General features: G+C 72.4%; 19 protein-coding genes. 9 read left to right on the forward strand and 10 right to left on the reverse strand.

Annotation, left to right across the window (positions count from 1 at the left end):
• From TU30_RS12935 to TU30_RS12940, 3 genes are all read right to left on the reverse strand, one after another.
• A partial coding sequence (locus tag TU30_RS12935) for a transposase (protein ID WP_370626636.1) occupies nucleotides 1–571 on the reverse strand: 571 nt, incomplete at its 3' end.
• Nucleotides 572–750: 179 nt separating this feature from the next.
• On the reverse strand, nucleotides 751–1,170 hold the full coding sequence (locus TU30_RS37145; protein ID WP_234307848.1) for a transposase: 420 nt from the start codon (nucleotides 1,168–1,170) through the stop codon (nucleotides 751–753).
• Nucleotides 1,171–1,215: 45 nt separating this feature from the next.
• Nucleotides 1,216–2,400 carry a transposase gene (locus TU30_RS12940; protein ID WP_234307849.1) on the reverse strand — a complete coding sequence of 395 codons (1,185 nt, stop codon included), beginning with the start codon at nucleotides 2,398–2,400 and terminating at the stop codon, nucleotides 1,216–1,218.
• A 253-nt stretch (nucleotides 2,401–2,653) separates the two neighbouring features.
• On the opposite strand from TU30_RS12940, the gene TU30_RS12945 reads away from it, so the two are divergent.
• The 3 genes from TU30_RS12945 (at nucleotide 2,654) to TU30_RS12955 (ending at nucleotide 4,470) form a co-directional block, all read left to right on the forward strand.
• The gene (locus tag TU30_RS12945) at nucleotides 2,654–3,274 is read left to right on the forward strand and encodes a helix-turn-helix domain-containing protein (RefSeq protein ID WP_042168866.1); all 621 of its coding nucleotides are present in this window, start codon (nucleotides 2,654–2,656) and stop codon (nucleotides 3,272–3,274) included.
• 76 nt (nucleotides 3,275–3,350) lie between these two features.
• On the forward strand, nucleotides 3,351–3,983 hold the full coding sequence (locus TU30_RS12950) for a hypothetical protein (protein ID WP_042168868.1): 633 nt from the start codon (nucleotides 3,351–3,353) through the stop codon (nucleotides 3,981–3,983).
• A 154-nt stretch (nucleotides 3,984–4,137) separates the two neighbouring features.
• Complete coding sequence (locus TU30_RS12955) at nucleotides 4,138–4,470, forward strand: DUF2516 family protein (RefSeq protein WP_176726109.1); 333 nt, start codon at nucleotides 4,138–4,140, stop codon at nucleotides 4,468–4,470.
• 60 nt (nucleotides 4,471–4,530) lie between these two features.
• On the opposite strand, the gene TU30_RS12960 is transcribed toward TU30_RS12955, so the two are convergent.
• Together TU30_RS12960 and TU30_RS12965 are read right to left on the reverse strand one after the other, a co-directional pair.
• The gene (locus TU30_RS12960; RefSeq protein WP_042168871.1) at nucleotides 4,531–6,021 is read right to left on the reverse strand and encodes a PP2C family protein-serine/threonine phosphatase; all 1,491 of its coding nucleotides are present in this window, start codon (nucleotides 6,019–6,021) and stop codon (nucleotides 4,531–4,533) included.
• Nucleotides 6,022–6,411: 390 nt separating this feature from the next.
• Nucleotides 6,412–7,224, reverse strand: coding sequence for a class I SAM-dependent methyltransferase (locus TU30_RS12965; protein ID WP_176726110.1), 813 nt, complete (start codon nucleotides 7,222–7,224; stop codon nucleotides 6,412–6,414).
• A 410-nt stretch (nucleotides 7,225–7,634) separates the two neighbouring features.
• Between TU30_RS12965 and mshA the strand changes: the two genes are divergently transcribed.
• The 3 genes from mshA (at nucleotide 7,635) to TU30_RS12980 (ending at nucleotide 10,401) form a co-directional block, all read left to right on the forward strand.
• Nucleotides 7,635–8,972: a D-inositol-3-phosphate glycosyltransferase gene (gene mshA / locus TU30_RS12970; RefSeq protein WP_042168874.1), complete on the forward strand. Its 1,338-nt coding sequence runs from the start codon at nucleotides 7,635–7,637 to the stop codon at nucleotides 8,970–8,972.
• Nucleotides 8,965–9,483: a YbjN domain-containing protein gene (locus TU30_RS12975; RefSeq protein ID WP_042168877.1), complete on the forward strand. Its 519-nt coding sequence runs from the start codon at nucleotides 8,965–8,967 to the stop codon at nucleotides 9,481–9,483. Before mshA ends, TU30_RS12975 begins: the two co-directional genes overlap by 8 nt.
• Before the next feature lie 114 nt (nucleotides 9,484–9,597).
• Nucleotides 9,598–10,401: a hypothetical protein gene (locus TU30_RS12980; RefSeq protein ID WP_176726111.1), complete on the forward strand. Its 804-nt coding sequence runs from the start codon at nucleotides 9,598–9,600 to the stop codon at nucleotides 10,399–10,401.
• Here the strand turns inward: TU30_RS12980 and TU30_RS12985 are convergent.
• Entirely contained in the window at nucleotides 10,383–11,282 is a 900-nt protein-coding gene (locus TU30_RS12985; RefSeq protein WP_078878259.1) for an AraC family transcriptional regulator, read from the reverse strand. The genes TU30_RS12980 and TU30_RS12985 overlap by 19 nt on opposite strands.
• Between TU30_RS12985 and TU30_RS12990 the strand changes: the two genes are divergently transcribed.
• The gene (locus tag TU30_RS12990; RefSeq protein WP_078878260.1) at nucleotides 11,281–11,748 is read left to right on the forward strand and encodes a DUF2000 domain-containing protein; all 468 of its coding nucleotides are present in this window, start codon (nucleotides 11,281–11,283) and stop codon (nucleotides 11,746–11,748) included. The genes TU30_RS12985 and TU30_RS12990 overlap by 2 nt on opposite strands.
• Nucleotides 11,749–11,805: 57 nt before the next feature.
• Nucleotides 11,806–12,330 carry an HAD domain-containing protein gene (locus tag TU30_RS12995; RefSeq protein ID WP_042168882.1) on the forward strand — a complete coding sequence of 175 codons (525 nt, stop codon included), beginning with the start codon at nucleotides 11,806–11,808 and terminating at the stop codon, nucleotides 12,328–12,330.
• Nucleotides 12,331–12,448: 118 nt separating this feature from the next.
• On the opposite strand, the gene TU30_RS13000 is transcribed toward TU30_RS12995, so the two are convergent.
• The 3 genes from TU30_RS13000 to TU30_RS13010 all read right to left on the reverse strand — a co-directional run bounded on the left by TU30_RS13000 (nucleotide 12,449) and on the right by TU30_RS13010 (nucleotide 16,317).
• Nucleotides 12,449–14,821: an esterase-like activity of phytase family protein gene (locus TU30_RS13000; RefSeq protein ID WP_042168885.1), complete on the reverse strand. Its 2,373-nt coding sequence runs from the start codon at nucleotides 14,819–14,821 to the stop codon at nucleotides 12,449–12,451.
• 138 nt (nucleotides 14,822–14,959) lie between these two features.
• On the reverse strand, nucleotides 14,960–15,856 hold the full coding sequence (locus TU30_RS13005) for an NAD(P)H-binding protein (protein ID WP_063837634.1): 897 nt from the start codon (nucleotides 15,854–15,856) through the stop codon (nucleotides 14,960–14,962).
• Nucleotides 15,853–16,317, reverse strand: a complete 465-nt coding sequence (locus tag TU30_RS13010) for a nuclear transport factor 2 family protein (RefSeq protein ID WP_078878261.1) — start codon at nucleotides 16,315–16,317, stop codon at nucleotides 15,853–15,855. Before TU30_RS13010 ends, TU30_RS13005 begins: the two co-directional genes overlap by 4 nt.
• A 95-nt stretch (nucleotides 16,318–16,412) precedes the next feature.
• Between TU30_RS13010 and TU30_RS13015 the strand changes: the two genes are divergently transcribed.
• On the forward strand, nucleotides 16,413–16,994 hold the full coding sequence (locus TU30_RS13015) for a TetR family transcriptional regulator (RefSeq protein ID WP_042168887.1): 582 nt from the start codon (nucleotides 16,413–16,415) through the stop codon (nucleotides 16,992–16,994).
• Between the two features lie 197 nt (nucleotides 16,995–17,191).
• Here TU30_RS13015 and TU30_RS13020 read toward each other — a convergent pair whose 3' ends face one another.
• Nucleotides 17,192–18,409: a YihY/virulence factor BrkB family protein gene (locus TU30_RS13020; protein WP_078878262.1), complete on the reverse strand. Its 1,218-nt coding sequence runs from the start codon at nucleotides 18,407–18,409 to the stop codon at nucleotides 17,192–17,194.
• Nucleotides 18,410–18,422: the final 13 nt, after the last annotated feature.

Genomic DNA, 18,422 nt, shown 5'->3' on the forward strand with positions numbered 1-18,422 from the left:
CCCCTTCCTCCCACTGCCCGCCCTCGATCAGATCGGTGACCACCCGGCGGACCTGGGCGGCGGTGACCTCGGCGACATCGTCGTCGGGGCCGAGCCGTACGGCGTCCAGCAGCTGGCACCACGAGGTGCGCCCGGTCTCCAGCGCGGCGACGAAGGAGTACGGCCAGCCCGGCACGAACTGATCCGAAGCGCGTCCGTTCCGGCCGTAGACATGACAGAACAGACGGTCCGCGCTGGTCGGGGCATCCGAGCGCAGCCAGTTGCTCACATCGACAGCCAGGACCAGGCGGTTGTCGGCGGCCTTGGGCTGCGGCAGCACCGCCAGCGCCCGACGTAGCCGGCTCTCCTCGATCCGGCCGCAGTTCAGCGCGTCGTACAACGCGCCGTGCCCCCGCCTGTGCTCGGCCACCAGCGTCAGATCGACCGGCGAGGTCACCGGCCCGTTCTCGCACAGCATCGCGTCCGTGAGCTCGAACAGGGTGTCACCGCGCCGGGTCAGGCACGCGTAGAAGTCCTCCCGGAAGTGTGACGTGAAGTCGAACGCGTCCCACCGGGCATCGTCGTGCAGCACACTCACCCCTGCGGCCTTCGTATGAGTCTGATTCCTTGGCGGAACGCAGGATCATGCGAGGGCCGTCCGCCTGTCTGGCGAATCCCCAGGTGAGTGACGGTGTCCTACTCGACGTTCGAGGACCGAGGTTAAAGAACAAGCTCAGCTTGACTCTGTCGGGGATCTTGGAACTGCCGGGGTTAACTGCCGAGTTTTCGCCGGGACTTCGGCCGGGGGATTTTGTGCTGGTCGAGGTAGTTCTGGAAGGCGGTCGGCTGGCGGGACGGGGGCGCTTGCGTGGTCGGTGGCAGTCTGCTGAGGCGCTCGATGTTGACGGCGATGGCAGTCGGGACGTGCTGGACGTGGGCTTTCTCTTGGCCGCGGTAGCGGCAGCGGCGCATGCCGTGGCCGTGGGCGAACTCGTTGACCGTGCCCTCTGCTCCGGAGCGGACCGCGTAGCGGGTCTTCCATTCAGGCGTCTGCTGCTCGTCCCGGACGCGGACTTGGAGGTCACGGAGCTTGCGCGGCGGAAAGCCGACGTTCCGTGAGCCGTCGCGCGAGCTGGTGCACCGGACGCGGACGGGGCTGGGGTGGCACTGGCTCTTGGCGAACTTCGCCACGATCAGCGGAGCCGCGGTGGGTGAGGAGGTCGGGTAGGGGCCGTGTCAGCCCTGGCTGACCTGGCCCTGGGGGCAGGTGACCTGCCGGCGGTCGTAGTCGATGTGGAAGTCGTCCCGGCCGAAGCCCTCGCCTCGGCGGTGCTGACGGATGGGGTTGCCCGGCAGCGGCCCGGTGACGGTGACCTGGTGTTCCCGGGCGGCCTGTTCCAGGTGGACCAGGGAGGTGTAGCCGCCGTCGACCAGGTGCTCGGCGGGCAGGAGGCCGCGGCGGTGCAGGCGGGTGTGGATGCCGGGCAGGACTTTGCTGTCGTGCGTGGTGGCCACGTCCGTGATCACGTTGGGGCCATCGGGGGTGCAGGTCTCGGTCGGGTGAGCGGAGAACCCCTTCCAGCTGATGATGTGTCCGCGGCGTGCGTAGCGGGCCGAGGTGTCATAGGGAGGGACGATCGCCTGGGACGAGGGCGGCAGTCCGGGCCCGCCTTCCGTCTCGGCGGTGCGCCAGCGCAGGCGGCCTGCGGTGTCGCGGTGGTAATTCTGCACCATGATCTGGCGCGGGGCCTGGACACGGGGGCTGGATGTGCGGTCTGAACCGTGCTGGTAGAGGTGTTCCAGGAGCCGGACGGCGTCGTTGCCGGTGGCGAGGATCCTGGTCTTGGGCTTGGTGGGGTTCTTGCCCAGGCGGACCGGTCGGCCGTAGCGGCGTGCCCAGTCCTCGTCGACCAGTTCGTCCAACAGGTGAGGAGAGGTGCCGGCGACTTCTTCCAGTGCGGCGCGTACCGCCTCGGTGATCAGTTCCAGGCGGGTCAGGTCGCGCACCGCGGCCAGGACGTGGGTGGAGTCGGTGCGCTGTGTGGTGCGCTCGCGCACCAGGCCGGACTCCTTGAGACGGGCAAGTACGAGGTCGAGGAGGTGGTCAGCTCGGTCGCCTTCGGTGAGGCGGTCGCGGAAGTCGGCCAGCACGCTGTGGTGGAAGCCGGAGTCGTCCAGCTCCATGGCCATCGCGTACTTGAAGTCGATGCGGCAGCGCACCGCCTCGGCGGCCTGCCGGTCCGACAGACCGAGCAGGAACTGCAGCACGCACACGGTGGCCAGCTGGGCGGGCGAGAGGCCCGGACGCCCGTCACGCGGATACCAGTCGGCGAAGTCCTCGTCGCACCACAGCCCGTCCAGGCGGTCTCTCACCCACATCGCCGTCGTGCCGTCCGGGTTGCTCGCCCGCGCGATCTGCACGGTCAGAGGCGGGACTTGCTCACCGGAACGGGGACGGAGGGACAACGGGCACCTCGACAGTTGCATCGGTAACCGGAACTACCCGAGCATGCCCGTTGACCACGCTGCCGCACCGCGAAACTCCAAGATCCCCGACAGAGTCAAGCTGAGAACGGACAACTGTCTTGCCCCGTTTCAGTCCATGCCTCATGGCGTGGCGCACTGTTGCAAGCGACTGCTTGCAATAGTTAGCGGAGTGGGGCAGGGTGGAGGCATGGCATCACTCAACGTCGGCAATCTCGGTGACTATCTGCGGGAGCAGCGGCGCAACGCGCAGTTGTCGCTGCGGCAGCTCGCCGATGCCGCCGGGGTGTCCAATCCCTATCTGAGCCAGATCGAGCGCGGGCTGCGCAAGCCGAGCGCGGAGGTGCTGCAGCAGGTCGCCAAGGCGCTGCGGATCTCCGCCGAGACGCTGTACGTGCGCGCCGGCATCCTCGACGCCGAGCGGGACCGCGACGACGTGGAGACGCGGGCCGTCATCCTCGCCGACCTCGCCCTGACCGAGCGTCAGAAGCAGGTGCTGCTCCAGATCTACGAGTCCTTCCGCAAGGAGAACGGGTTTGTGGGTCCCGAGGAGGGTGAGACGACGGGGGGTGCCGGTGGAGCCGGTGCCGCTCGGGGGGCCGAGGTCCTGGAGGTCCGGGAGGTTCCGGACGCCGCGGAGGCCTCGGACGGTTCCGTGGGTGGTGCCGGGATACGGCGAGGGCGTCAGGGCGGTGGCGGTGCGTCCGCCGGGCGCCGGGCTCCCTCCACCCGCAAGGGCGGTACGTCCGCCGAGCGCCGCCCCCGTACGGCCGGCGGCAGTGACACCGATCCGCAGCAGACGGCCGGCTGAGCCGGACCAGGGCACCGGCCGCCGCCGCGGATCATCCAGACCCTCAGCCGAAAACGAATCCGGGAGGACCCCCACCATGGCCATCACCGACGACCTGCGCAAGACCTTCAGCCACCCGACCCCCCTCTACTTCGCCGCCGGCACCGCCGACCTCGCTCTGCAGCAGGCCAGGAAGGTGCCGGGGCTGGTGGAGCAGATCCGCGCCGAGGCTCCTTCGCGCATCGAGGCCGTCCGCCAGACCGACCCGAAGGCCGTCCAGGAGAGGGCGACCGTCAGGGTCAAGGAGACGCAGGAGACCGTCCAGACCAAGGTCGGCGAGTTCTTCGGCTCGCTCGACACCGACCTGAAGAAGTTCGGTGAGACCGCTCAGGACCTCGCCCTGCGCGGTGTCGGCGTCGCCGCCGAGTACGCCGTCAAGGCCCGGGAGGCCTACGAGAAGGTCGCCGAGCACGGTGAGCAGACCGTGCGGACCTGGCGCGGCGAGGCCGCCGAGGGCATCGAGGACATCGCCGTCGCCGTCGAGCCGAAGAGCGAGCCCAAGCCGAAGCTCGAGGCCGTTGAGACCGCCGAGGTCACGGACGACAAGGACGCCAAGGGCGAGAAGACCGTCCCGGCTCCCTCCGCGTCCGCCGAGACGAAGAAGCCCGCCGCCAAGAAGGCCCCGGTGAGCAAGGCCACGGCCAAGAAGACGACGCCGCCCGCCAAGTAGGCGCGAGCGGAGCCGCAGCGGTGAGCCGTGGATGAACCTGAACGGGCCGGGCACTCTTGTGGTGTCCGGCCCGTTCCACGGATAGCCGGCCGGCGGTTGTGGGTACGGTGAACCGCGTAAGAACGAGCCGAATCGGGTGGTGGACGTTGTGCTGATGCAGGGCTTCGCTGGGTTCATGTGGCTGCTGAGCGTGGCCCTGATCGTGTTCAGCGGCTTCGCGCTGATCGACGCGGCCACCCGCCGCGAGGACGCCTACCGCGCGGCGGACAAGAAGACCAAGCCGTTCTGGCTGATCATCCTCGGGCTCGCCTTCGTGGTGAACCTGATCTTCAACATCCTGTCGTTCCTGCCGATCATCGGGCTGATCGCGACCATCGTCTACATGGTCGACGTCCGTCCCGCCCTGCGCGGCCTCTCCGGCGGCGGGCGCAGCCGGAAGGGCTCCAGCAGCGACGGTCCTTACGGTCCGTACAACGGCGGGCGGTAGGACGGAAGCGGGCAGGGAGCAGCGGCTTCACCGCGGCTGCGGTCACAGCTGCGGCTGCGGTTACGGCTGGGGCTGGGGTACCCGGTCCAGGAGGAGGACCGCCACGTCGTCGGTCAGCTCGCCGCCGTTGAGGTCGCGGACCTCGTCGACCGCCGCCTGGAGCAGTTCCTCGCCGCGCAGGCCGTCGGCGAGCCGGCGGCGGACCATGCCGACCATGCCGTCCTGGCCGAGCCGTTCCCCGGTGTCGCCGACGCGGCCCTCGATGAGGCCGTCGGTGTAGAGCATCAGGCTCCACTCGGCGCCCAGTTCCACCTGCGTACGCGGCCAGTGGGCGCCGGACAGCAGTCCGAGTGCGGGGCCGTTGTCGTCGTACGGCAGTAGTCGCGCGGGGTGTCCCGGGCGGGCGAGCAGCGGTGACGGATGGCCGGCCAGCCACAGGCCCGCCTCCCGGCCGTCGGGGGAGATGTCCACCGCGCAGAGCGTCGCGAAGATCTCGTCGTCCGAGCGTTCGTGTTCCAGCACCTGCTGCAGCGTGCCCAGCAGCTCGTCTCCGTACAGGCCGGCGAGCGTCAGCGCGCGCCAGGCGATCCGCAGCTCCACGCCGAGGGCGGCCTCGTCCGGGCCGTGGCCGCAGACGTCGCCGATCATGGCGTGCACGGTGCCGTCCGGGGTGCGGACGACGTCGTAGAAGTCGCCGCCGAGCAGGGCACGGGAGCGCCCCGGGCGGTAGCGGGCGGCGAAGTGGAGGGGGGAGCCGGCCAGGAGCGGCGTCGGCAGCAGTCCGCGTTCCAGCCGGCGGTTCTCCCGGGCGTGCAGCCTGCCCTCGGCGAGCCGGCGCTCGGCCGAGTCGGAGCGCTTCCGCTCCACCGCGTACCGGATCGCCCTGCTCAGCAGCCGGCCGTCCAGCTCGTCGCGGAAGAGGTAGTCCTGGGCGCCCACGCGTACCGCCTCGGCGCCCCGCTCGGCGTCGCCGGACGCGGTCAGCGCGAGAACGGCGTGCCGGGGTGCGAGCTCCAGCACGTGCTTGAGCACGGCGAGCTCGTCGTGGGTGCCCTCACCGCCGGCGTTGCCGTCACCGTTGCCGCCGCCGTGTGCCGCCCGGCCACCGGGTGCGGACAGGGCGAGGTCCAGGAGGATGCAGTGGACGTCGTCGGTCAGCAGCCGCTCGGCCTCGGTGAGGTTGCGGGCGGTGCGGACGCGGATCGGCCTGCCGCTCCGGTCGAGCAGGGCGGGCACGATCGGCGAGCCTGCCGGGTCGTCCTCGATCAGCAGCAGGGTGAGGTGGGTGGGGGCGGTCGTGGTCGCCCCGGTGCTGTCCGGCGTGATCCTGGTCCTGGCCTTCTCCGTGTGGTTCTCGGTGTCGGTACCGGTGTCGGTGTCGGTTTCGGTGTGGACGGTGGCGCTGTCCGCGGTGCCCTCCGCGGGGCGCGGGGCCGTCGTGGTCCCGGCCGCCGGGGCGCCGTCGGCGGGGCCGCCGTTCATGGGCGCGGTGTGCGCCTGGCCGCTTTCCGCGGCCGGGAGCGTTCTCTGCCGCGGTATGGGTACGGGCATCGTTCCGGGTTCCTTCCCTCCCCCCGAGGGTGTGGTGGGGGTGCGGGATCTCGGCCCGTCCCCCGTGCTCACGAACTGCCTGCGAGCAGGGGTGCCCCTTTCCAGCGGGGACGATAGCGGGTGTCGGCGCCGCAGCGGAATGGCGTGGAGCACGCCGTTCGGCCACCCGCCAGTGTCATATGCCGTGTTGTGGGAGGCACATGGACAGGCTCACGGATGCAGCCCGGATGACGAACGTCACGTTCACGGGGGTTCGGCCGGGCCGATTGCGTGGACTGGGTCACATGGCGCAGGTCACGGGGGTGTTGGGCGGTCTGGCGGTCGGTCCGGGGTGGGGGCACGGGTCGTTTCGGTGCCGGTTCCAGCGCGGAGGGGGCGTCGGAGGCCGTCTCACGCCCGAGGGGCCAAGGCTCCCCACCGCACCGTGACCTCGCCCTGCCGCCACCGCGCCGGGCCGTCCGTCACCGGCCAGTCGGCCGCGAGATCCCGTACCGCGCGGATCCAGCGCTGGCGGGCGCCGTACGAGGCGTAGGGCGCCGCTGCCGCCCAGGCGCGGTCGAAGTCGAGCAGGAAGGCGTGTACCGGTTCGCCGGGGACGTTGCGGTGGATGAGCGCCTTCGGCAGGCGCTCCGCCAGGTCGGAGGGGCGCCCCAGGGAGCCGAGGCGGGTCGCGAACGTGACCGTGCGCGGCCCCTCGGGGCCGAGGGCGACCCACACGTGCCGCCGGCCGATCTCGTCGCATGTCCCCTCGACCAGCAGTCCCCCGCGCGAGCCCCGTTCCGGGGCGGCCGGGGCGAGCCGCGCGCACAGCCGCTGCCAGACGGCGGCGACCTCGGCCTCGTCGTACTGGCGGAGGACGTTCGCCGCGCGGACCAGCGCCGGCCGGCCGGGGAGCGGGATCTCGAAGCCGCCGTGCCGGAAGGACAGCCCTTCCCGCTCGTAGCGGCGGGCCGCCGCGACCCGGGACGGTTCGATCTCGACGCCCACCACGTGCGCGCGGGGGGCCACGGTGCGCAGGCGGTGCAGCAGCTCGACCGCCGTCCAGGGGGTGGCGCCGTAGCCGAGGTCGACGGCGAGGGAGGTCTCCGCGCGGCGCAGTTCGGCGCCGTGCGTGGCCGCGATCCAGCGGTCCATGCGGCGCAGGCGGTTCGGGCTGGTCGTTCCGCGCGTCACCGCGCCGACGAGGGTGGTCCTCCCGCTCATGGAGTCCTCCCCCTCATGGGGTCTCCTTGCTCACGGGGGTCCTCCCGCCCGAGCCGAGTCGAGGGCGGGGGAGGGAGGTGGCGCGGGCGGTCATGCGTACGAGGGTATGCGGGTCCCCGGAACGAGTCCGAACCGGCACCGAGCGGGCCCGAACCGGCACCGAGGAGCGGGTCCGAGGGGGCCGCGGCCCCCGTCGCGACGGGGGCCACGAGGGGGTCGCTGTCCGCGTGCGGGGGCGCCTTTCCCCCACGCACCTCACGCTCGAACGGTTGAGCGATATCAGGTAATGATCCGGCAAAGAACCGATCCGGGGAGGCCGTCCGGAAATGGGAGCGGCTCCCCCGGTGTTGGAGAGCTGGAGGGCTCCGCACGCCCCCGCACGCCATGCCCGCAGCGAGGAGGACCGGCACGTGAGCCAGTACATGGCCAGGCTCGGGCGGCGTTCCCCCGCCACATCCCCGCGGCTGCGCCTGCACCGCCGCCCCCGCCGTGTGGCGATGCTCTCCGTGCACACCTCCCCGCTCCACCAGCCGGGGACCGGCGACGCCGGCGGCATGAACGTCTACATCGTGGAACTCGCCCAGCGCCTCGCCGCGATCAACATCGAGGTCGAGATCTTCACGCGCGCGACCGCCGCCGCCCTCCCGCCCACCGTCGACCTGGCGCCCGGTGTCCTCGTCCGGCACGTCGACGCAGGCCCCTACGAGGGCCTCGCCAAAGAGGAGCTGCCGGCCCAGCTGTGCGCCTTCACACACGGCGTGATGCAGGCGTGGGCCGGCCACCGTCCCGGCCACTACGACCTGGTCCACTCCCACTACTGGCTCTCCGGCCACGTCGGCTGGCTCGCCGCCCAGCGCTGGGGCGTTCCCCTGGTGCACGCCATGCACACCATGGCCAAGGTCAAGAACGCCAACCTCGCCGTCGGCGACACCCCCGAACCGGCCGCCCGCGTCATCGGCGAGACCCAGATCGTCGCCGCCGCGGACCGGCTGATCGCCAACACCGCCGAGGAGGCGGACGAACTCGTCCGGCACTACGCGGCCGGGCGGGACAAGGTCGCCGTCGTCCACCCCGGCGTCAACCTCTCCCGGTTCCGCCCCGCCGACGGAAGGGCCGCGGCCCGCGCCCGCCTCGGGCTGCCCCAGGACGCCCTGATCCCGCTCTTCGCGGGCCGCATCCAGCCCCTCAAGGCTCCGGACGTGCTGCTCCGCGCGGTGGCCGTCCTGCTCGGCGAGCGTCCCGAGCTGCGCTCGAAGATCTGCGTCCCCGTCGTCGGCGGCCCCAGCGGAAGCGGCCTCGCCAAGCCCGAGGGGCTGCAGAAACTCGCCGCCCGCCTGGGCATCGCCGACGTCGTGCGGTTCTGCCCGCCGGTCGGGCAGGAGCGGCTCGCCGACTGGTTCCGGGCCGCGTCCGTCCTCGTCATGCCGTCCTACAGCGAGTCCTTCGGCCTGGTCGCCATAGAGGCGCAGGCGGCCGGTACGCCGGTGCTCGCGGCCTCGGTCGGCGGACTGCCGGTGGCCGTGCGGGACGGGGACACCGGTTTCCTCGTCCAGGGCCACGACCCGCGCGCGTACGCGCGCGTGCTGCGCGAGCTCGCCGACGCGCCGCACCTCGTCGACCGGATGGGCGACGCGGCCGCCCGGCACGCCCTGTCCTTCGGCTGGGACAGGTCGGCCGCCGCCACGGCCGACGTCTACACGGCCGCGACGCAGGCGCACCGCCGTCACGTACGCTCGCACCATGGCTGACAGGGCGGCGGAAGCGGAGCAGGGGGCGGCCCGGGTCGTCGAGGGCGTGCTGAAGGACGCCGAGCTCGACTGGGAGAGTCCCGCGCCCGGCACGTACGTCGTGAAGCTGCCCGGCACCCGCAAGCTGTCCACGACGGTCTCCCTCGTCGTCGGCCGCCACTCGCTCTCCCTCAACGCCTTCGTCGTCCGGCACCCCGACGAGAACGAGGCCGCCGTCCACCGCTGGCTCCTGGAGCGCAACCTCAAGCTGTACGGCGTGGGTTACGCCGTGGACCCGCTCGGAGACATCTACGTCACCGGGCGTTTCCCGCTGGCCGCCGTCACCCCCGACGAGGTCGACCGGCTGCTGGGCCAGGTCCTGGAGGCCGCCGACGGCAGCTTCAACACCCTCCTGGAGCTCGGGTTCGCCACCGCGATCCGCAAGGAGCACGCCTGGCGGGTCTCGCGCGGCGAGTCGACCCGGAACCTCGACGCGTTCGCCCGGCTGATCGAGCGGCCCTCGGGAAAGTGACGACGGTGCAGGTCACCACAGGGACTCCGAACGAACGTACGTACGGGATCGGGCTGTTGGTCTGCCGCGATCCGGGCCCCGTAGGTCGGGGCCCCTGCGTAAATGAGGATGTGCATGCGCACAGGCAGATCCGCGGTCGTGGCCGCGCTCACGGGAGCGCTCGCCCTCGGGGTGTTCACCGCCCCACCCGCGCACGCGGCCGACACCGGCGTCACGGTGACGGACATGGTCGTGAACAAGGGCAAGCCCATCGTCGTGGGCATCTCCGAGGAGAAGAACCCCGGCGTCAGCTTCCGCATGACCTGGCCCGCGGGCCACATCTCCAGTGACATCACCGCCTTCCCGTACCTGTACCACGACACCACGGCCGCCAAGGCCCTGGACAAGGGCGGCATCTACACGGGCTTCGTCACCTACTACGACGACACCCCCCGCTCGGCCGACGTCGAGGGCGAGCTCTACATCGATCCCCCCTGGACCCTGGACTCCAACAACGACGCCACCACGTGGAAGATCGCTGTCAACGTCCGCCTCTGGACCCCCGACGACAAGCTCAAGGCCGAGGAGAACCTGACCGGTCTCGGCACGGTCCAGGTCAAGCGCGCCGCGCGGGCCACGGTCAACGCCTCGCCGGAGCCGGTCGCCAAGAACAAGGCGCTCACCGTGACGGGCAAGCTGACGCGCGCCGACTGGGTCAGGCACGCGTACGTCGGCTACGGCTCCAAGCTGGCCAAACTGCAGTTCCGCAAGGCGGGCACCAGCACCTACACGACGGTCAAGACCGTGCGGGCGAACTCCACGGGATACCTGAAGACCACGGTGACGGCCACCACCGACGGCTACTGGCGCTGGACGTTCGGCCAGACGTCCACGACGGGCGGGGCCACGGCGGCGGGTGACTACGTCGACGTGAAGTGACGTGACGCGGCGGTACGGCCGCCGTCCGCCCGGCCGTCCGGGGCCGGCGCCCCGCTCTCCCAGGGGCTGCCGGCCCCCGCGCGGTAACGTCCCGGCGGGACGCCGACCAGTTTCCGGAAATGCCGCGTGAGATGGGCCTGGTCGTAGAAGCCGGTGGCCACCGCGACCTCGCCCGGTGACCGGCCCTCGAGCAGCATCCGACGGGCCCGGCCCACCCGGCGGGACATCAGGTACTGGTGCGGGGCGATGCCGTAGGCGCCGCTGAACGCCCGTACGAGATGGGCGGGATGCGCGGACAGCAGCCCCGCGGCCTCCGCCAGGCCGACACCCTCCACGACCCGTTCGTCGAGCAGCTCCCGCAGCCGCCGCGCGAGGACGGGATCCCGCCGAGGCTCCGGTGCGCCGGCCCGGGACCGCAGATGGGCCCGCAGCCGCTCCCCGACGAGTGTCAGCCTGCTCTCCGCCTCGAACTCGTCACCGGGCCCCGACAACGCCGCGTGCACCTGCCCCACGCGCTGCCGCAGCAGCGGATCACGCAGGTCGGGACGGTCCACGGCGGCCCCGATCAACTCGTCCCCGAGGTGCGTCCCGTCGAGGTACAGCACCCGCTTGCGGAAGCCGTCCGGGGTCGCGGAGGCGCCGTTGTGCGCAACGTGCGGCGGCAGCAGGGACACGGTGCCGTGCGGGGTGCCGTGCTCGTGCCGGTCCAGGTCGTACCGCACGGCGCCGGCGTCGACGACGAGGAGTGTCCAGGCGTCGTGGACGTGCATCGGATAGGCGTACTCGGTGAAGCGGGCGTGGAACACCTCGACGATCCCCGGGACACGGGGGCGCCAGGCGGAGACGGTCCGCTCGGCACGGTCCGCGCGCGCTGCGGCCATGCAAACAACGTACAAGACGGGGACGTACGCCGATCGGCAGTCTCAGGGCATGAGCACTCGCTTCGACACGAAGATCGCCGTCCTGCTGCGCGAGGACCTGGAAACCTGGCAGCGCCTCAACGTCACCGCGTTCCTGGTCAGCGGCCTGGGCAGCCAGGTCCCCGAACTGATCGGCGCGCCCTACGAAGACGCGGACGGCGTGGCCTATCTGCCGATGTTCCGTCAGCCGGTGCTGGTCTTCGAGGGCACCGAGGAAACCCTGGCGGCCGCCCACACCCGCGTGCTGTCCCGCGCCCTGCCGCGCGCGCTGTTCACCGGCGACCTGTTCGCCACGGGCCACGACGACGCCAACCGCGCGGCGGTACGGGCGGTCCCGACGGCGGACCTGGACCTGGTCGGCCTGGCCGTCCACGGCCCGAGGAACGCGGTCGACAAGATCCTCAAGGGAGCCCGCATGCACCCGTGAGAACGCGTGCACCTGAGAACGCGTGAGAACGAGGGAAACCCGTGGGAGGCTGCCCCCATGCCGTCAGGCCCGCCGCCGCCCCGCCCGGTCCTCTTCCTGGACGTGGACGGCCCTCTCATCCCGTTCGGGGCACCCGGCTCCGGGGCACGGGCGTTCACGCGCGGACCGTCCGCGGAGCGGGGCAACCCCCTCCTGGACCGGCTCGACCCCACCGTGGGCCCTCGCCTGCTGGCCCTGGGCTGCGACCTCGTATGGGCCACGACCTGGCTCGACGAGGCGAACGGCACCGTGGCTCCCCGCATCGGCCTGCCGACGTTGCCGGTGGTGCGGTGGCCGGACGAACCGCTCACCACCGGCGTCCCGCGAGGCCTGCACGGGAAGACACGCCTCCTGTGCGAGTGGGCCGGCCACCACCCGTTCGTCTGGCTGGACGACGAGATCGGCCCGATGGACGAACAGTGGATCGAGGCGACCCACCCGGCCCCGGCCCTCCCGCACCGGGTGGACCCGGCGAGAGGGCTGGCGGAGGAGGACTTCGCGGCGGTGGAGGAGTGGCTGAGGCACATCGGGCCACGTCCGTGACGGTGACGGTGACGACAGTGACCGGTACGGCGAAGGCGGCCGCAGAGGTGTGGTCTGCGGCCGCCCGGGGGTCGGCCGGCCGGTGGTGCCGGTGGGGCGGCTGTGCGCCGGTCGTGGGTCAGTCGCGGCCGAAGATCTTCTTGCTGGAGCCGAGGCGCAGGAAGACGGTCTCGCCGGAGGCGTCGTCCAGGGCGTCGTTGTCGGTCACGGCGTAGACGTGGCCGTCGCCGCCGACGGTCAGGCCCTCGAGCTTCTCCTGCGTCCAGCCGTTCGTGGCCCTCAGGTCGGGCAGGACGTCGTGGGCGAGCTTCTTGCGCAGCACGGGCAGCTTGTCCGACGGCGCGGCCGATTTCGGCAGGTCGACGGTGTAGACGCGCTTGACCTTCGCGGCGGGGCCGTTCAGTTTGTCCCGTTCGACGACGGCGAGCCTGTCGCCGACCACGGTGATCTCGGAGAGACCGATCCAGTCGCCGGGAGTGGTGGTGGCGCCGAGGCGGTAGCCGTACCAGCTCCAGGTGCCGGCCGCGACGTCGTACCGGCCGAGGCGGACGGTCCCGGACGGGTCGCCCGCGACCTCGCGCTGCAGCACGGCCCAGACGATCTCGCGGCCGTGGCGGTCGGTGGTGGCGGTGACACCCTCGAAGCCCTGGCTCCCGAGACCCTCGGCGACAGCCGCGGGGAGGGCGACGGCCTGCCGGGTGACACCGGAACGGTCCAGCCGGACCAGCTTGTTGCCGGCGCCGTTCCCGCCCTCGACGGCGAGCCAGTAGCCGCCCTGCGGCCGCGCGAAGACGCCCTCGGCGTCGTAGCCGACGGGCTGCCCCTCGGCGTCCTTGACGGTCAGCTCACCGGTGATCAGCGCCGGCTGCCCTCCGGGCTTCCCGGGCCCCGGCCTGGACCCCGGCTTGGACCCCTGCCCCGTGTCGACGGTGAGGATGCGGGTGGGCGTGTACGCCGCGTCGGTCACGCTGACCAGCCGGTCCCGCGTGCCGGGCACGGCGGACAGCGCGCCCAGGGCGCCCCAGCCGATCGGCGCGCCGGTGGAGTCGGACGCCGAGACGATGCTCGGGAACGCCGGGGTGCCCCTGCCGAGGCGGAACAGGCTCACCGAGGCCCGGACGCCGGCCGAGGCGTCGTCCACCTCGCTGGAGACCGCGAGCAGACCGCGCCCGGGGATCGGCAGCAGACCCTCGGGGCCGTTGGTGGCGGGCAGCATCTGGCGGAAGACGGGGGAGGCCGGCCGGCTGACGTCGTACACGGCGACGAAGTTGCTCCGCTCCGAGCCGACGAAGGCGTAGCGCACCCCGCCGTACTCGGCGACGGCCAGGCCCTCGGGTTCGGTGCCCTTCTTCCCGGCCCGGCCCTCGTTGTGCAGCCCGTACCGCACGGCGAGCCGTTCGAAGGTGTTGCCCGCGTCCCAGGCCACCTTGCCGGTGCGGCTGTCGAAGACGGTCCAGCCGCGGGAACCGCCGCGCCAGTCGCCCTCGTTGGCGGTCGCGAAGTAACGGTCGTCGATCCAGTTCAGCGCGTCGGGCTCGCGCGGTACGCCGGTGATCGAGCCGGTGAGGTCGATCGTGCCGTCGTCGGCCGTGTCGATGCCGTCGACCGACACGGTGCCGGCGTCGAACGCCTTGGTGACCTCGCCCGTCGGCAGGTCCACCAGGACGACGCCGTTGTTCTCCTGCAGGGTCACCGCGAGCTGGTTGCGGCCGTTGACGGAGACGTATTCCGGCTCCGGGTCGGCCGGTTCGGTGATCCCGGCCGCGACGAGCTCGGGCAGCGCGCTGCCGTCCTTCCGGGTCAGCGGCACGGGCCGGACCCGCCACTTCGCCGGCGACGCGCCCCGGAGATCGACGATCTGCACGAAACCGGCGGGGAGCTGGGGCAGATCGCCCTCCTCGCCGCCGGGCGGGGTCGCCTCCTCGTCGCGCTCGTTCTCCATCGCGATGGCGGCGTACCGCTCGTCCGCGCTGATCGCGACGGAGTCGGGCTGGCCGCCGAGGTCGTGGCTCGCCACCCGCTTGCGGTCGCGCAGCGAGATCACGTCGAGCCGGCCGGACGGGTCGGTGAAGGAGGCGCTGGTGTTCACCACCACCAGGACGTACTGGCCGACCACGGACACCGAGGTCGGCTCGTCCTCGGCGTCGCCGAGCTCCGACAGCGACAGCGTGCCGAGTCCGCGCGGGCGGTCGGCGCGGCTGATGTCGAGGAAGCCGATCCGCTTGCCCGCGGCGTCGGTGTAGACGAGCGTGCGGCCGTCCTCGCTGGTGTCCGAGATCTCGGCGACGGTCTCGGTGGCGGGGTCCTCGCCGGCCGGCCGGTTCTGGAAGACCGGGTAGGTGGCGGTCCGCTCGAAGGCCACCGCCCGGTGACGCTCATGAGCCCCGCGCTCCGCGGCCCTGTGGTCCGCGCTCGCCACACCCGTGCCGGCCAGGGTGCCGGCGGCGACGACAAGGGCCGCGAGAGCGGCGTTGGTTCTCCTGGAGGGCATCTTCTCTCCGTTGCAGTCCGGCTTCTTGGCCGGATCGTCGCACCCGGTCGCCCGCGCTGACGGGCGCCCGGATGAACAATGGACGAAGATCGCCTGCTTCCCCGGCGTACGGCGGGCGCGTGCTCTATGGCCCTCCGGTCAACTCCCTTGCCGCGCGCTTTCGTTCGGGGACGGCTGGGGCGGGCCGCCGTGCGGCGGGCCGGTGTGGCGTCGCAGGGCGGCCGCCGGCTGTGCGGTCAGGAAGCGGTCGAAGGGGCGCGGCGCGGTGCCCGTGATCTGCTCGACCGTGGTGGTCGTCCGGTCCTCGGCGCCGGCCGCGATCGCCGTGTCCAGTCCGGCCGGCAGATCCGCGAAGGCGGCCGGGATCCCGTGCTGCCGCAGGTGGGCGGACAGCTCCCGCGCGCCGACCCGCCGGTGCCGCACGGTGCGGCCGGTGAACCCGGTCAGCGTTGCCGCGACGTCGTCGAAGCCGAGCGGGCGCGGGCCGGTCAGCACCAGGTCGGGGGCCGGTGGCGCGGGGCTCGTGAGGACGTGGCGCGCGACGGAGGCGATGTCCTCCGGGTCGATGAACGGGACGCGGCCGTCGCCGGTGGCGCTGACGATCTCGTCGTCGCGGCGGACGGACTCGGCGTGCAGGTGGTCGCCGGTGAAGTTGCTGGCGAACCAGGTCGGACGCAGCACCGTCGCCTGCGGGACGTAGCGCGGCAGCAGTGTGCCGAGCGCGCCCCACCCGGGACTGCCGACCGGGACGGCGGACGAACCCAGCAGCGCGACCCGTGCCACGCCCGCATGCCGTGCGGCGGCGAGGAACGGTTCCACGACCGGGACCGGGTCGGCGACGCCGATCGGCGCCACCAGGTAGACGGCGCGCACACCGCGTACCGCCGGGCCGAACGTGGCCGGGTCCGTCCAGTCGAAGCGGACGTCGGCCCGCGCGGACCGGCCGGCCCGGCGGACCAGGGTGCCCCGGTCGTGCAGCTGCCGCGCGAGCCGGCTGCCGGTGGTCCCGCTCGCGCCGGTGACGAGGACGGTCATGCGGCGGACACCTCCTGGAGCATCAGCGGGTTCCAGGAGTCGCGGTAGTGCCGGATGCGGCCGTCGACGACGGTCAGCACCGCGACGTAGCGGGCCGTGTACGGCGCGCCCGTGGCGACGACCCGGCCGCTCGCGGCCATCTCCGCGACGATGACCTCCGGGTCGGCGGTCTCGTGCACGGTCACGTCGTGGACGCGCTGGATGTCGACCATGTCCGTGCAGCCGTCGAGATACGCCTCGACCGCCGCCCGGCCGTCGAGCCGCTGCGGCCGGCCGGGCGGCGCGAACGGGAACTCCATGACGGCGTCGTCCGCGTACAGCGCCGTGAACGCGGCCATGTCGTGGGCGAGCAGGTGCTCGACGGCGCGGCGGAAGACGGCCACCGGGCCGCCGGGACGCCCGGGGTGTCCTGAGTTCTCGGGGCGCTCGGGGGGTTCGGGGTGCTCGGGGTGTCCGGGCATGGGTCCTCCTCGGGGACGCGGCACACTAGAATGCGGACTGCTGGTCCGCATTCACTGTAGCGGACTGCTGGTCCGTTTCGAGAGGGAGGCATGCCGTGCGGGCGGACAAGGCGCGCAACCGGGACGCGGTGCTGGCGGCGGCGGGCCGCCTGCTCGACGACGCCGCGGACCCGGACGACGTCTCCATGGACGCGGTCGCGGCCGCCGCGGGCGTGGGCAAGGGCACGGTCTTCCGGGGCTTCGGCGACCGGCGCGGGCTGCTCCGCGCGCTCTACGACGAGCGGGCCGCGCGGGCGTTCGGCCCGGTCGGCGACGAGCCCGCGGCGACCGACGGCGAGCCCGCGGAGATCGCGCTGGACCTGCTGCTCCGTACCTGGCGGTTCAAGGAGGAGAACCGGGTCCTCGCCCTCGCGCTGGAACGCGACGGCTCCGGCAGCCCGTACCGGAACGGCAGCTACGACCGGCTGCACGCGCACCTCGCGGCGCTGGTCGCCCGCGCGCGCGGCACCGCCGACGCCGCGGACTTCCTGGCCCACGCCCTGCTGGCCGCCGTACGCAGCGACCTGGTGGAACACCTGCACCACCACCCCGGAACGGACCCGCGGACAGGGCTCCGCGCGCTGGTCCGGAGCATCTTCCCGGCGAGCGACGACTCCGCCGGGGAACCACCCTCGTAGGCCCTCGCGGGAGGCGGGACGGTGCGGGGCGCCCTCTGCGGGCCGCGCCCTCTGCGGGGTGGTCCTCCGGCTCGGTCCATGGACGACGCCGTCATGCGGTGATCGGGGTCCCGCCGGAGAGCTCGGAGATCTTTGCGGTCTCCGAGCTCTCCGAGATTTCGAGCTCTCCGAGATCCCGGGGTCTCGGGGTCTCGGGGTCACCGCCGGGTGCCGGGCCGATCCTCCGGACGGTCCGCGCGCGGGCCTCCGTTTCCGAGGCGGCGGTGGTCCTCCTCGCCCCACTTCCGGGTGTCGCGCGGCTGGACGTAGGGCTCCTCGCCGGCCGGATGGCCGCCGGCGACGGCGCGCTGGCGAGCCAGCTCCGCGTCGAACTCCAGGCCGAGCAGAATGGCCAGGTTGGTGATCCACAGCCACACCAGGAAGATGATCACACCGGCGAAGGTGCCGTAGGTCTTGTTGTACGAGCCGAAGTTCGCCACGTACACCGCGAACCCGGCCGAGGCGACCATCCAGATCAGCAGCGCCAGGAAGCTGCCCGGCGTGAGCCAGCGGAAGCCGCGGACCTTCGCGTTCGGGGTGGCCCAGTACAGGATCGCGATCATGATGGTGACCAGGAGCAACAGTACCGGCCACTTCGCGATCGACCAGACGGTCAGCGCCGTGTCACCGATCCCGAGGGCGCTGCCGACCTGCTGGGCCAGGCTGCCGGTGAACACCACGATCAGCGAACTGATCACGGCCATCACCATCAGCACCACGGTCACACCGACCCGCACCGGCAGCACCTTCCACACCGGACGGCCCTCGGGAACGTCGTAGACGGCGTTGGCGCTGCGGATGAACGCGGCGACATAGCCCGAAGCCGACCACACCGCCAGCAGCAGACCCACGATCGCCACGAGCGAGCCGAGCCCGCTCTGGCCCTGCATCTGCTGCACCGCGGTCCGCAGGACGTCCTGAACCGCGCCCGGCGCGAGCTGCTCGATGTTGTCCAGAACCGTCTGCGTGGCCGACTGCCCGACGATCCCCAGCAGCGACACCAGTGCCAGCAGCGCGGGGAACAGCGCCAGGATCGAGTAGTAGGTCAGTGCGGCGGCGCGGTCGGCCAGCTCGTCCTTCTTGAACTCCTTCAGGGTGCCTTTCAGGACCGCCATCCAGGAGCGTTTGGGCAGGTCCGTCGGACTGTCCGGCGCCCGTTCCTCCACCTGTTCGTCGGGCCCGGCGTCAGGAGCGCGCTCTGCCTCGGCACGGCGGTCCTCGGCCCGGAACTCCTCCGCCCGGCCGTCCTCGGCCCGGCGACCCTCGGCCTCGTGGCTCCCGACCGCGCGGCTCCCGGCCTCGCGGTCCCCGCCCCTGCTGCTCTCCGGAGGGGTCTGCTCGCCGTGCTTCCTGTGCCATCCCAGTGTCCGCGCCATGCCGTGCGGGTAT

It is taken from the genome of Streptomyces sp. NBRC 110035, assembly GCF_000829695.1.
Classification (GTDB): Bacteria; Actinomycetota; Actinomycetes; order Streptomycetales; family Streptomycetaceae; genus Streptomyces.